The organism is Streptomyces sp. NPDC046866 (assembly GCF_040704625.1).
In the GTDB taxonomy this organism is placed as follows: Bacteria; Actinomycetota; Actinomycetes; order Streptomycetales; family Streptomycetaceae; genus Streptomyces.
Map to the genome: position 1 here is coordinate 331,095 of NZ_JBEYXN010000003.1, position 14,307 is coordinate 345,401.

Genomic DNA, 14,307 nt, shown 5'->3' on the forward strand with positions numbered 1-14,307 from the left:
GGGGCAGCCGGAGCAGGCGGCACGATCGCAGAGGGGACGCATGTCGAAGCCGGAGCACACCGATTCGCCTGCGGCGAAGCAGGACCGGGCGAAGCCGGGATCGGCCGGGGCGAAGCCGCCCGCCGCGCCCACCTCCGGCGCGCCCGTCCCGAACCCGCGCCCCGCGCCGGCGAAGCCGACGGCCGCGCCGGCCGCTGCCGCCGCCGAACCGGACACCGCGGACCCCGCCTCCGCCGAGACGCCGTCCGAAGCGCCGGCTGCGCCCGCGAAGCCGGCCGCGGCGGCCCGGCCCGAACCGAAGCCCGCCAAGCCCACGGCCGCACCGGCGAAGCCGACCTCTGCCGACGCCGACCGGGCCGCGCCCGAGGACGCCGTGGCCGCGCAGTCGAAGCCCGCGTCCGCCGGGACGTCGGGCAAGCTCGACCTGTCCAAGGGCGCCGCCGCCGCGGCGGGCAGAGCGGGCGGGGCGAAGGGCGACGGGGCCGAGGCGGTGCGGACCACCTCGGGGAATCCCGTGATCGACAAGGCCGATGCCGTGGCGGCGGCCGTCAAGGCCGCGGCCGCCAAGGCCGCCGCGGACGCCGGGACCGAGGGCCGGCTGCTCGCCGGCCGCTACCGCCTCGGCGAAGTCCTCGGCAAGGGCGGCATGGGCACCGTCTGGCGCGCCGAGGACGAAACCCTGGGCCGCACCGTCGCCGTCAAGGAACTCCGCTTCGGCAACGGCGTCGACGAGGACGAGAAGCGCCGCCTCATCACCCGCACCCTGCGTGAGGCCAAGGCCATCGCCCGGATCCGCAGCGGCGGCGCCGTCACCGTGTTCGACGTGGTCGACGAGGACGGCCGCCCCTGGATCGTCATGGAGCTCATCGAGGGCCCCTCCCTGGCCGAGTTCATCCGCGAGCAGGGCCCCCTGACGCCCCATCGCGCCGCGGAGGTCGGCCTCGCCGTCCTCGACGTGCTGCGCGCCGCCCACAACCAGGGCATCCTGCACCGCGACGTGAAGCCGTCCAACGTGCTCATCGCCGCCAACGGCCGTGTCGTCCTCACCGACTTCGGCATCGCGCAGGTCGAGGGCGACCCCTCCATCACCTCCACCGGCATGCTCGTCGGCGCCCCCTCGTACATCTCGCCCGAGCGCGCCCGCGGCCAGAAGCCCGGCCCGCCGGCCGACATGTGGTCCCTCGGCGGCCTGCTGTACGCGGCCGTGGAGGGCGTGCCCCCTTACGACAAGGGCTCCGCCCTCGCCACCCTCACCGCGGTGATGACCGAGCAGGTGGACCCGCCGAAGAACGCCGGCCCGCTCACCGACGTCATCTACGGCCTGCTCGCCAAGGACCCGGCCCGCCGCCTCGACGAGCCGCGCGCGCGGGCGATGCTGACGGCCGTCGTCAACGCGCCCGAGCCGGTGGCCGGCGCGGGCCTGACCACCGCGGTCGAGGAGACCCGGCAGATATCGCTGGCGGACGCCAAGGAGGCCGCGGCCAAGGCCGCCGCCGAGAAGGCGGCCGAGAAGGCGGAGAAGAAGGAGCGCGAACGCCGCGAGCGCGAGCAGCGCGAGCGGGCCCGCGCCGCGCTGAAGGCGGCCCGCAAGGCCGCCGTGACGGCGACCGCCGCGGCGGCCGAGCCCGCGGTCCCGCCCTCGGGCGCCCGCCGGACCCCGGGGGGCCCGGTCGCGCCGGCCCCGCTCACCGACGTCATGTCCCGCCGCACCATCGGCCTCGCCATCGCCGGCGTGGTCGTCGCGCTCGCCGCCATCGGCTCGCTGCTGGTGTACGTGTTCAGCGGCGGGGACGCGGCGGACAAGAAGGACCAGGGCAAGGGCGGCACCACGGTCTCCGGCGCCCCCTCCCCGGCCGGCTCCGGCAAGGCCGGCGAGACCGCCGCCACCGCCGGCAAGGCGGGCGGCGGCACCGGCGAGCCCGGCCAGGCCCAGAGCCCCGGCGGCGGGCAGAGCCAGGGCCAGACGGCCTCGCAGGGCCAGAGCCAGGGGCAGGGCCAGGGCCAGGGCGCCGTGCCCGGCGGCCCCGCGGCCGGTGGGATCCCGGCGGGCTTCGCCCTGGTGACGGATCCCGGCTACCACTTCTCGATGGCGATGCCGCAGGGCTTCCGGCAGACGGACACCGCCGGCGACAACTCCGGCGCCATATACAGCCGCGACGGCGGCTTCCCGCGCATCCAGGTCGACTACACCGACCACCCCGGCAACGACGCCCGCGCGGCGTGGGTCGCGCTGGCCCCGGCGGTGGGGGCGAGCAGCCAGAACTACCACCAGCTCCGGCTGGACCTGATCTCGTACCGGAACTATCCGACCGTCGCGGACTGGGAGTTCGAGCGCGACCAGAAGGGCGTCCGGGTCCGGGTGCTCGACCGCGGCTTCAAGATCGACTCCACCCACGGCTACGCCATCATGATCAGCTGCGCCGCCGACCAGTGGGACGCCGCGGAGTGCAAGCAGATGCGCGACGTGGCGTTCCAGACCTTCCAGCCGCTGGGCTGACCCCGACGCACCCGCTCGGCTGACGAGCCTCCCAAGGCCCGGGACGCGGGCGCCCCGGGCGACGTATCGTGTCAGCGGGGGCCGTGGGGAACCGGCTGCCCGGTACGTACTCGGGGGAGGCGGAGTGGAGGACTACGCGGGTCGGATCCTGGCCGGCCGCTACCGCCTGCCGCTGCCGCCGTCGGACGAGTACGAACTGGTCGAGACGCGCGCGTTCGACACGCGGAGCGGGCAGGAAGTCCTGGTACGGCAGGTGCCGTTGCCGGAGGTCGTGGACGCCGAGCTGCTGGACGGCGAGGCCGAGGGCTTAACCGGGCCCGGTCCCGGGCGCGTCCACGCGTCCCGGGGCGCCCCGTCCGCCGGGGAGCTGCCCGCCGTGCGCAGGGCCATCGCCGCGGCGCAGGCGGCCGCCTCCGTCCCCGACCACCCCCGGCTGGACCAGGTCTTCGACGTGTTCGCCGAGGGCGGCTCGCTGTGGATAGTGAGCGAGCTGGTGCCGGCCCGGCCGCTGGCCGCGCTGCTCGCCGACGAGCCGCTGACCCCGTACCGGGCGGCGGAGGTCGCCGCGGACCTGCTGACCGCCCTGCGGGCGCTGCACGCCCACGGGTGGACGCACCGGAACATCACGGTCCGGACCGTGTTGATATGCGATGACGGGCGCGTCGTGCTGACCGGCCTGGCGGCCGGCGCCGCGGAGGACGCCCTCTGCGGCTACGACCCGGTCCCGGCCGACCCCGCCGCCCGGGCGTGGGACACGGCGCCGCCGCCCCCCGGCCCCGGCGCGGCCCCGAATCCGCCGGCCGGCAACACCCCGCCGCTGCCCGGCGGCCCGCTCGCGCCCGCCGCGCCCGGCCACGACGTGGTGCCGACCCGGCCCGGGCCCGGCGGCCCGGGGCCGTACGCCGCCTCCGGTTCCGAGGGGCGCGGTGTGACGGGGGCCGGGGGCGCCGACCGGAGCGAGGGGACGCCGTCAGCGCCGGACTTCCGGGCGGGCGAGGGCGGTTACGCGCCACTGGTGGCGCCGGGCTACGACACCGGGCCCCGCTCCACGGACCGCATCACACCCGGAGCCCGGGACGCGGACCGGCCCGAGCTGAAGGCCGCCGCCCGGGCCGGGGCCATCGCCGCGTACCGGGCGGGCGCGCAGGCCGCGACGGCCCGCGTCACCGAGCAGCGCAAGGGCGTCCCCGTGCCGCCCGCGGGCCCGCGCCCGCAGGGCTCGAACCTCCCGCAGGGCTACGAGTACCCCTACGGCGGTCCCGTCCCGGCCCCGGCCACCCCGACCGGCCCCGGAACCGGCCAGGGCGCCGTCCCCGGCGCACCCGCCGGTACGGGTGCCTCCCCGGAGCCGGGTCGAGGCGCCGACACCGCGGTCGGCCCGGCCGGCGGCGCTGCCGCGTCGGCCGCCCGACCGGGTGCCGGCCCGCACGGCGGCTCCGGCGCGGGCACCGCCCCCGGCCTGGGCGCCGCCGCCGGCCCGGGGACGGGCGCGGGAACGGCCGGCAGCGGCTCCGGCAGCGGAACTGCCCCGGGTCCAAGGGCCGGTACGGAGGCGGCCGACGGTGCGGAGGCCCACACGGGCATCGGCGCCGGCACCGGAACGGCCACCGGTACGGACGCCACCGTGGGCCGGGCCGCCGCCGACGGCGTCGAAGGTGCTGCGGTGCCCTGGCACGGGGCGGCGCCCCGTCGGCAGGGCGCGCCTCCGACGGCCGGAGCGGCAGGCGGGACCGGTCCGCAGGAGCGGCCGGAGTCCGGCCCGGCCGACCCCGTCCGGCCCGCCCTCCCGGCCCAACTGGCGCTGCCCCAGGGCTACCACCAGGCCGAGGCCCCGACGGCCTACCTGCCCCCCGGCCAGTCCGGCCAGTCCGGCCAGCCCGGCCGGCCCGGCCGGCCCCGGCCGATCCTGCCGGTCCCGGCCCAGCCGGCCGGCGCCCGCCCCGCGCCCCCGCCCGTGCAGCAGTCCGCCGACCAGGCCAGGGCTCCGCACCCCGCCGGTGGGCCGGCGCGGGGCCCGGGCGCCGCACCCGGCCCGTACGCCACGGCTGAGGGCGCCGTGTCCCCGGGGGAGGCCTCCGCGCCCGCCGCCGGAGGCGCCCCGTACCCCGGGGCCCCGGCAGCCGCCGGGCAGGAGGGCGGCAGGGGCCTGCACGCCGCGCCCCCGGCCCCGGGCACGAGCGGAGGCCCCCAAGGCCCGCAAGACCGGCAGAGTCCCCAAGGCCGGCAGGGCACGCACACCGCCGCCGCGCCGCGCCCCGCGCCCGGGCCGGAGGCCGGCGGGTACGGCGCGGCCCCGGCGGCTCCGGCTCCGCGTCCCGGTGGCGCGGCCTGGGGCGGGGCCGGGGGCGGCCCCCGTACCGGTCTGGACGCGGAGCGGGCCCGGCAGACGCGGATGGCCGTCGTCGGGGCCGTCACCGAGCGGTGGGCTCCCGAGCAGGCGGCCGGTGCCGTCAGCGGCCCCTGGCAGCTGGCGGCCCCCGTCGGCCCGGCCACCGACCTGTGGGCGCTCGGCGCGCTGCTCTACCGGGCCGTGCAGGGCCACGCCCCCTACCCCGAGGACAGCGTCACCGAGCTGGTGGAGATGGTCTGCGCCGAGTCCCCCGCCTTCGCGGAGGAGTGCGGTCCGCTGCGCCCCGTCGTGGAGTCGCTGCTGCGCCAGGACCCCACCGAGCGCCCGGACTTCGAGGAGCTCCGCGGCTGGCTGCGCTCGCTCGTGCGGTCGGCCCCCGAGCCGGACGCCGCCGGCCCCGGCGCGCTCCCGGCGCCGGAGCCGGATCCTGCGCGGCTGCCCGTCGTACGCCGCCGCGGCGACCTGCACGGCCGGCACCGCAACCCGGCCCCCTCCCGCAGGCCGCGCCACCTCGGCCGGACCCTGCTGCTGGGCGTGCTCGCCCTGATGGCCGGGGCCGTGGCGTACGCCGTGCTGTTCCTCCCGCGCGCGCAGGAGGCGGGCCGGGCCGGCAAGGCCGACGCACCCGCGCCCGTGGCCGACACGCGGACCTCCTCGCCCGCGGCCGCGCCCAAGACCGCCCCGGCCCCCCAATCCCCGGCCCCCCAATCCCCGGCGCCCCCGTCCCCCGCGCCCGCCCCGCCCGGCTACACCACCCAGCAGGACCCGGAGCACTTCGAGATCGCGGTGCCCGACGGCTGGGAGCGCCGCGGCATGAACGAGGCCGGCCAGGTCCGCTACACGGACGGGCAGTACGTCCTGACCGTCGTCCCGGGCCGGGACAAGGTCGAGGGCGGCAACCCGGATCCGGCGACGTACCAGAAGGACAAGGAGCCCGAACTGGCCCCGTACCGCTCCTCCACCTGGGCCAGCGGAGGCGACGTCAAGACCACCAAGGTGGGCCAGCAGTTGCGGGTCACCGGCCGCTACACCTGGATCGACGGCGCCGGCCGCAACGTCGTGGCGCGCAACTTCGTCGTCGCCCTCGGCGGCAGCTACCACGTCGTCATGGTGACGGGTCCGCAGGACGGCGAGGGCAAGGTCACCGAGGTCTTCGAGAAGGCCACGGGCAGTTACAAATCGGGCGGCTGATGGGGAATCAGTACGGCAATTGCGTCACAGTGGTGCCGGAACCATGCCCTCCGTGTATCGGCGGGGCCGCCGCCTTCGTAATCTGGCCCGGAGTGCACAGAGTGGCGGGGTTTCGTGGAACAGCAGACAGGTGTGGGCGCAGTGCTCGCCGGCCGGTACCGGCTCGTGGAGCCCATCGGCAGCGGGGGCATGGGCAAGGTCTGGCGCGCCCATGACGAGATCCTGCACAGGACCGTCGCTGTCAAGGAACTGACGGCGGGTCTGTACGTCGCCCAGGCCGACCGGGAGGTCCTGCACGCCCGCACGCAGAAGGAGGCCCGGGCCGCGGCCCGGATCCAGCACCCGGCGGTGGTGACCGTCCACGACGTGCTCGAACACGACGACCGGCCCTGGATCGTCATGGAGCACATCGACGGCCCCTCCCTCGCCGAGGCCGCCAAGGCGGCCGGCCGGATCGAGCCCCGCGAGGCGGCCCGCATCGGGCTGCACGTGCTGGGCGCCCTGCGCGCCGCGCACGCGGTCGGCGTCCTGCACCGCGACGTCAAGCCCGGCAACGTGCTGCTCGCCAAGGACGGGCGGGTCCTGCTCACCGACTTCGGGATCGCCGCCATCGAGGGCGACTCCTCCATCACCCGCACCGGCGAGATCGTCGGCTCCATCGACTACCTGGCCCCCGAGCGGGTCACCGGCGCCACCCCGGGAACCGCCTCCGACCTGTGGTCGCTGGGCGCCACCCTGTACACGGCGGTCGAGGCGCGCTCGCCGTTCCGCCGCACCTCGCCCATCTCCAGCCTCCAGGCCGTCGTCAACGACGAGCCGCCCGCGCCGCGCCAGGCCGGGGCGCTCGGCCCGGTCATCACCGCCCTGCTGCGCAAGGACCCCGACGAGCGGCCCTCCGCGCAGGAGACCGAGCGGATGCTGCTGGAGGCGATGGAGGGCCGGGAGCCGAAGGCGGCCCAGGCGTACGTGCCGACCCGCGCCGTGACCCCGGAGGAGCTCGCCACCGCACACGCCCCGGAGTCGACCGCCACCGCGGCCCCCGCGACCGCCACCGCCCCTGCCGCCACCCCCGCATCACCCGTCCCCGCCACCGCACGGGCCGCCGCCACCGCGACCGAGCCGGTCCGCACGGCGGCCCTGCCCGAACAGCCCGCCGCGCCCGCGCCCGCGGACCGCAGCGCCGGCCGGATCAAGCGCGCCGCGGCCGTCGCCCTGGTGGCGGCGCTGCTCGGCGGCGGCGCCGTGTTCGGGGTGTTGAAGCTCACCGGGGACTCCGACGAGGGCCGCGGCTCCGACAAGAACGCGAGCGCGCCCGACGCCCAGGACGGCGAGGAGGACGCCGGCCCGCCGTCGGGCTACACCGAGGTCACCGACCCGGTCGGCTTCACCCTGTACGTGCCGGACGGCTGGAAGCGCCAGATGGACGGCAACCAGATCGACTACACCGCCGACAACGGCAAGCACTTCATCCGGATCGCGACGGACCCGACGCCGGACTACGACACCCCCTACTCGCACCTGCTCGACCTGGAGAAGCAGGTGCGCCAGCGCACCGACTACAAGCGGCAGAAGCTGAACCAGAACACCTTCCAGGACAGCACCCGCTCGGCGATCTGGGAGTTCACCTGGACCGAGAAGGGCACGCAGGCGGGGCCGCGCCGGGCCATCGAGCAGATGTACATCGCGCCGGACGGCACCGAGTACGCGGTGTACATGTCGGGGCCGGCCGCCGACTGGGCCACCACCCGGGAGCAGTTCGACGTCGTGCTCAGCGGCTGGGCGCCTCCCGCCAAGAAGGGCTGACCCGCCGCGGGCGCCCCGGCGCCATCCTGCCAGCGGTTGCTGGCGGTTTTGGCAAAATCCGGTTACCGGCGGGTACCCAAAGCCCTCCGGGCGCAATACGCTCACCGCCATGACGGACTCGCAGGCCCCGGCGGCCCCCCTCCGCACCGCACCGCAGCCCACCAACCCGGTCGCCCCCGCGCCGGCCGGTGCCCGCACGGCGGCCGATGTCGTCACTCCCGGCCTGGTCGCCCGGCTGACCCGCGGAGTGCTCGGCTCGGGCCGGACCGCCAACCACACCCCGTTCACCGGGGACAAGCTCGCCGACCTCCCCGAGGCCACCCCCGAGGACGTCGCCGAGGCCTTCGACCGGGCCCGCGCCGCGCAGGGCGCCTGGGCCGCGGTGCCCGTCCGCCGCCGCGCCGCCGTCCTGCTCCGCTTCCACGACCTGGTCCTGGCCCGCCAGGCCGAGGTGCTCGACCTGATCCAGCTGGAAACCGGCAAGGCCCGCCTGCACGCCCACGAAGAGGTCCAGGCCGTCGCCGTCGCCGCCCGCCACTACGGGCGCAAGGCCCCCGCGTACCTGCGGCCCAAGAGCCACACCGGCGCCATGCCCACCCTGACCAAGGTGACCGAGCTGCGCCAGCCGCGCGGGGTCGTCGGCCAGATCGCGCCGTGGAACTACCCGCTCGAACTCTCCGTCGGCGACGCCCTGCCCGCCTTCGTCTCCGGCAACGCCGTCGTGATGAAGCCCGACACCGAGACCGCGCTCACCGCCCTGTGGGCCCGCGACCTGCTGATCGAGGCCGGACTGCCCGCCGAGGTCTTCCAGATCGTCCTGGGCGAGGGCCCCGTCGTCGGCCCCGAGGTGGTCCGGCACGCCGACTACGTCTCCTTCACCGGCTCCACCCGTACCGGCCGCGAGGTCGCCCAGGGGGCGGCCGCCCGCCTGGTCGGTGTCTCCCTCGAACTCGGCGGCAAGAACGCCATGCTCGTCCTGCACGACGCGGACGTCGAGAAGGCCGCCGCCGGAGCCGTCCGCGCCTGCTTCTCCTCCGCCGGCCAGCTGTGCATCTCCATCGAGCGGCTCTACGTCCACGCCTCGATCGCCGACGCGTTCCTCGACCGCTTCGCCGCCCGCACCCGGGCCATGCGGCTCGGCAGCTCCCTCGCGTACGGCGCGGACATGGGCTCGCTGGTCGGCGAGCGCCAGCTGGAGACCGTGCGCCGGCACGTGGACGAGGCCGTCGCCAAGGGCGCCACCCTGGTCGCCGGCGGCACCGCCCGCCCCGACATCGGCCCGCTGTTCTACGAGCCCACCATCCTCGACGGCGTCGAGGCGCCGATGGCGGTGTGCAGCGAGGAAACGTTCGGCCCGGTGGTCTCGGTCTACCGCTTCACCGACGAGGACGAGGTCATCGCCCAGGCCAACGCCACCCCGTACGGGCTCAACTCCAGCGTCTGGACCAAGGACGCCCGCCGCGGCCACGCCGTCGCCGCCCGCCTGCGCACCGGCACCGTCAACATCAACGAGGGCTACGCCCCCGCCTACGGCAGCGCCCAGGCGCCCATGGGCGGCATGAAGGACTCCGGCCTCGGCCGCCGGCACGGCTCCGAGGGCATCCTCAAGTACACCGAGGCCCAGACCGTCGCCCACCAGCGGGTCCTGCCGATGGCCCCCGCGCTGGGCATGGACGACGAGAAGTACGCGGCGTTCATGACCCGCAGCCTGAAGGTGATGAAGGCCCTCCGCCTGCGCTGAACCCCGGCCGCCGACCGCCGATCCCCGACCGCGATCCCCGACCGCCGAGGAGGCACAGCAGTGTCGTACGACTACGACTACGACTACGACGTCATCGTCATCGGATCGGGCTTCGGAGGATCGGTCTCGGCGCTGCGGCTGACCGAGAAGGGCTACCGGGTCGGCGTCCTGGAGGCCGGGCGCCGGTTCACCCGCGAGAGCCTGCCGAAGAACAGCTGGGACCTGCGCACCTACCTGTGGGCCCCGGCCTTCGGGCTGTACGGGATCCAGCGGATCCACCTGCTCGGCAAGGTGATGGTCCTCGCGGGCGCCGGCGTCGGCGGCGGCTCGCTCAACTACGCCAACACCCTGTACGTCCCGCCGACCGCGTTCTTCGAGGACCGGCAGTGGGCGTCGATCACCGACTGGCGCGAGGAGCTGGCCCCGTACTACGAGCAGGCCAAGCGGATGCTCGGGGTGCGCCTCAACCCGACGACGACCCCCTCCGACGTCCACCTCAAGGCGGTCGCCGAGAAGATGGGAGTCGGGCACACCTTCCACATGGCCCCGGTCGGCGTGTTCTTCGGCGACGGCGCGGACGCCGAGGGCGGGGCCGTGGCCGGACCCGGCGAGGAGGTGGCCGACCCGTACTTCGGGGGCGCCGGCCCCGCCCGCAGGGCCTGCACCGAGTGCGGCGAGTGCATGACCGGCTGCCGGCACGGCGCGAAGAACACCCTGAACGAGAACTACCTGCACCTCGCCGAGCGCGCCGGGGCCGTGATCCACCCGATGACCACGGTCACCGCCCTCGCCGAGCACCCGCAGGGCGGCTACCGCGTGCGGACCGTCCCGACCGACGCCCGCCGCCGCGGCATCGCCAAGGAGCTGCGCGCCCGGTACGTGGTGGTCGCGGCGGGCACCTACGGCACGCAGACGCTGCTGCACACCATGAAGGACGAGGGGCTGCTCCCGCGGATCTCCGACCGCCTCGGCGAGCTGACCCGCACCAATTCGGAGGGGCTGGTCGGCGCGCAGACCGACGACCGCCGCTACCGCAGGCGGCACGGCGCCGGCCGCCGGGCAGACTTCACCCGCGGCGTGGCGATCACCTCCTCCGTGCACCCCGACGCCGACACCCACATCGAGCCCGTCCGCTACGGCCGCGGCTCCAACGCCATGGGCTTCCTCACCGTCCTGCAGGTGCCGTACAGCAGGCACCGGGTGCGGGCCTGGTTCGCGCGGACCGCCAAGCACCCGGTGCAGCTGCTGCGCTCCCTGTCGAACCGGCGCTGGTCGGAGCGGACGATCATCGGCCTGGTGATGCAGTCCCTGGACAACTCGCTGACCACCTACCGCCGGCCCGGCGGCCTCGGCAAGGGCCTGCTGACCGCCCGCCAGGGCCACGGCGCCCCCAACCCGGTGCAGATCGAGGAGGCCACCCGGGCCGCGAGCCTGCTGGCCGAGGAGATCAACGGCTTCCCCGGCAGCAATGTCGGCGAGCTGATGGGCACCCCGCTGACCGCGCACTTCCTCGGCGGCTGCCCGATCGGCGCCTCGCCCGAGCAGGGCGTCGTGGACCCGTACCACCGGCTGTACGGGCACCCCGGCATCTCCGTGGTGGACGGCTCGGCGGTCTCCGCGAACCTCGGGGTCAACCCCTCGCTGACGATCACGGCGCAGGCCGAGCGGGCGATGTCGTACTGGCCGAACAACGGCGAGCAGGACCCCCGCCCCGAGCAGGGGGCCGCCTACGTGCGGGTCGCGGCGGTGGAGCCGGTGCGCCCGGCGGTCCCGAAGGAGGCCTTCGGCGCGCTGCGGCTTCCGCTGCTGCCGGTCCCGGAGGTCCCGCCGCGGCCGGCCGGCGCCTGACGCAGGGCCGGCGCGCGAGCGCCGCCCTGACACGTGACACGCGGCGGGTACCGCGCTCCCCCTCCGAGCGCGGTACCCGCCGCGGTACATAGATGACAGGTGTTCGCCTCTGAAGGTTGTACCCGGTCGGGGACCGTTTGCGTGTGGTCTCGGTCACAGCGGGTGGCGACGGGGGATCCCCGAAGCGGCGCGGGCGACGCGGGGCGGGCGCGCGGCCCCGCGGGGCGCGGGCGAGGCCCTGCGCGGGGCAGGCGAGGGGCGCGGCGGCCGTGCACGCAAGGACGGCCGGCCCGGGGCGTCCCCCGAGCCGGCCGTCCTTTCCGGGGTGACCGGGCTGCTGTCCCCTGCCGTCCGGTCACGCGAAGGAGCGAGGTCCCACGGCGCACGTCCCACGGGTCGTGCACCTCATCGCTCCGGCGGAGCCACGCGTGGTGCGGCGGTCGCGCCTGGCTGACGCGGCCACCCCCACCAACGAAGGCCCCCGAGGGCCGGTCACGGGCCGGACGAGTGACGAACAGGCGTCAGACGCGGCCGCGGCACAGCTCCAGCAGGGTCATGGCCAGGCCGGTGCCGGGCTTGCCGAGGGCGTCGCTCCAGTGCGCGAGCACCTCCATCTCGCGCGAGAGGTGCACCCGGCGGCCGCCGGAGGCGATCCGGGCGTCCTGGATGACCGCCGAGACGGCCATCCGCTCCTGGATCAGGCCGATGATCCGGTCGTCGATGGCGTCGATGCGCTCACGGGAGTCGGCGATCAGCTGCTCGGGGGCGGCGGTGGCGGTGCTGCTCATGGCGGGGGTCTCCTGTCGGTGTGGGGCGGGGAGTCCGCAGGACCGGTGGGAAACGAGAAGCGCCCCGGTCCTGATCGGACCGGGGCGCTTCGGGAAGTCAGTGGCTCAAGCGAGCATCACGAGGACCCATGGCGGCCGGACCGTCCGGTGCCATAGGTAAAGAAGAAGCCCGTGTGCTTGCGCATGAAACGGATTATGACCGGCCGCTCCGCGGCGGGCCAACCCGGCCCGGATGCTGAGACGCGGCCGCAGGGGCGGCGGGCCTCGGCGCTTCGTCCAGACCTGCGTGATCCCGGCCTCGGACGGTGAGACGAATCGGTCCGCGTGTCCCCCGTTAGAATTGACAAAACAGCCACCCTCTTCCGCCGGAAGGCCGCCCCGTGCCAGAAGCACCCTCCGCCGCCCACGACAGCGCCCCGGACACGGTTCTCGTCGTCGACTTCGGCGCCCAGTACGCCCAGCTCATCGCCCGTCGTGTCCGCGAAGCACGGGTCTACAGCGAGATCGTGCCCAGCACGATGCCCGTGGCCGAGATCCTGGCCAAGAACCCCAAGGCGATCATCCTCTCGGGCGGCCCGTCCTCGGTCTACGAGGAGGGTGCACCGCGCCTGGACGACGCCCGCGGCCTGTTCGAGTCCGGCGTCCCCGTCTTCGGCATGTGCTACGGCTTCCAGCTGATGGCGACCACCCTCGGCGGCACCGTCGACAACACCGGCGCCCGCGAGTACGGCCGCACCCCGCTGTCCGTCGCCAAGAGCGGTTCGACCCTCTTCGAGGGCACCCCCGAGCACCAGTCGGTGTGGATGTCCCACGGCGACGCCTGCTCCGCCGCCCCCGAGGGCTTCACCGTCACCGCCTCGACGAACGTCGTCCCGGTCGCGGCCTTCGAGAACGACGACAAGCGCCTGTACGGCGTGCAGTACCACCCCGAGGTGATGCACTCCACGCACGGCCAGCAGGTCCTGGAGCACTTCCTCTACCGCGGCGCGGGCCTGCAGCCCACCTGGACCACCGGCAACATCGTCGAGGAGCAGATCGAGGCGATCCGCCAGCAGGTCGGCGACAAGCGCGCCATCTGCGGCCTGTCGGGCGGCGTGGACTCCGCGGTCGCCGCGGCCCTCGTCCAGAAGGCCATCGGCTCGCAGCTGACCTGCGTCTACGTCGACCACGGCCTGATGCGCAAGGGCGAGACCGAGCAGGTCGAGAAGGACTTCGTCGCGGCCACCGGCGTGCAGCTGAAGGTCGTCGACGCCCAGGAGCGCTTCCTGAAGGCGCTGGCCGGCGTCTCCGACCCGGAGACCAAGCGGAAGATCATCGGCCGCGAGTTCATCCGCGTCTTCGAGCAGGCCCAGGCCGAGATCATCGCCGAGGCCGAGGGCGGCCCGGACGTGGCCTTCCTGGTCCAGGGCACCCTGTACCCGGACGTCGTCGAGTCCGGCGGCGGCACCGGCACCGCCAACATCAAGTCCCACCACAACGTGGGCGGCCTCCCCGAGGACATCGAGTTCGAGCTCGTCGAGCCGCTGCGCCAGCTGTTCAAGGACGAGGTCCGCATGGTCGGCCAGGAGCTCGGCCTGCCCGAGGAGATCGTCCAGCGCCAGCCGTTCCCCGGCCCGGGCCTCGGCATCCGCATCGTCGGCGAGGTCACCAAGGAGCGCCTGGACCTGCTGCGCGAGGCCGACGCCATCGCCCGCCACGAGCTGACCGCGGCCGGCCTGGACCGCGAGATCTGGCAGTGCCCGGTCGTCCTGCTCGCGGACGTCCGCAGCGTCGGCGTCCAGGGCGACGGCCGCACCTACGGCCACCCGATCGTGCTGCGCCCCGTCTCCTCCGAGGACGCCATGACCGCGGACTGGACGCGCATGCCGTACGAGGTCCTCGCCCGCATCTCGACCCGCATCACCAACGAGGTCAAGGACGTCAACCGCGTGGTCCTGGACTGCACCAGCAAGCCCCCGGGCACCATCGAGTGGGAGTAGTCCCCGCCCGTACGTGACGAAGCCGCCGCCCCGGCCCCTCCGGGCGGCGGCTTCGCCGTTCCCCTGGCCAGTTGCCGGCCCCGCGGGTACCTTGCGCCGCACCGACCGAG

General features: G+C 75.4%; 7 protein-coding genes. 6 read left to right on the forward strand and 1 reads right to left on the reverse strand.

Annotated elements, in window-relative coordinates; all coding sequences use genetic code 11:
* The first annotated feature begins 40 nt into the window (after nucleotides 1–40).
* The 5 genes from AB0953_RS07560 (at nucleotide 41) to AB0953_RS07580 (ending at nucleotide 11,430) form a co-directional block, all read left to right on the forward strand.
* Nucleotides 41–2,497 carry a serine/threonine-protein kinase gene (locus AB0953_RS07560; RefSeq protein WP_366858451.1) on the forward strand — a complete coding sequence of 819 codons (2,457 nt, stop codon included), beginning with the start codon at nucleotides 41–43 and terminating at the stop codon, nucleotides 2,495–2,497.
* 124 nt (nucleotides 2,498–2,621) lie between these two features.
* A complete protein-coding gene (locus tag AB0953_RS07565) occupies nucleotides 2,622–6,038 on the forward strand; it encodes a hypothetical protein (protein ID WP_366858452.1) in 3,417 nt (1,138 codons plus the stop codon).
* A 114-nt stretch (nucleotides 6,039–6,152) separates the two neighbouring features.
* Nucleotides 6,153–7,841, forward strand: a complete 1,689-nt coding sequence (locus AB0953_RS07570) for a serine/threonine-protein kinase (RefSeq protein ID WP_366858453.1) — start codon at nucleotides 6,153–6,155, stop codon at nucleotides 7,839–7,841.
* Between the two features lie 109 nt (nucleotides 7,842–7,950).
* Entirely contained in the window at nucleotides 7,951–9,582 is a 1,632-nt protein-coding gene (locus tag AB0953_RS07575) for a succinic semialdehyde dehydrogenase (protein ID WP_366858454.1), read from the forward strand.
* 60 nt (nucleotides 9,583–9,642) lie between these two features.
* Nucleotides 9,643–11,430 (forward strand): GMC family oxidoreductase, encoded by a 1,788-nt coding sequence (locus AB0953_RS07580; protein ID WP_366858455.1) that lies wholly within the window; start codon nucleotides 9,643–9,645, stop codon nucleotides 11,428–11,430.
* A 521-nt stretch (nucleotides 11,431–11,951) separates the two neighbouring features.
* Here the strand turns inward: AB0953_RS07580 and AB0953_RS07585 are convergent.
* Nucleotides 11,952–12,218, reverse strand: coding sequence for a chorismate mutase (locus tag AB0953_RS07585; protein WP_366858456.1), 267 nt, complete (start codon nucleotides 12,216–12,218; stop codon nucleotides 11,952–11,954).
* Between the two features lie 380 nt (nucleotides 12,219–12,598).
* Here AB0953_RS07585 and guaA point away from each other — a divergent pair, with 380 nt between their 5' ends.
* Complete coding sequence (guaA, locus tag AB0953_RS07590) at nucleotides 12,599–14,197, forward strand: glutamine-hydrolyzing GMP synthase (RefSeq protein WP_366858457.1); 1,599 nt, start codon at nucleotides 12,599–12,601, stop codon at nucleotides 14,195–14,197.
* The last annotated feature ends 110 nt before the right edge of the window (nucleotides 14,198–14,307 follow it).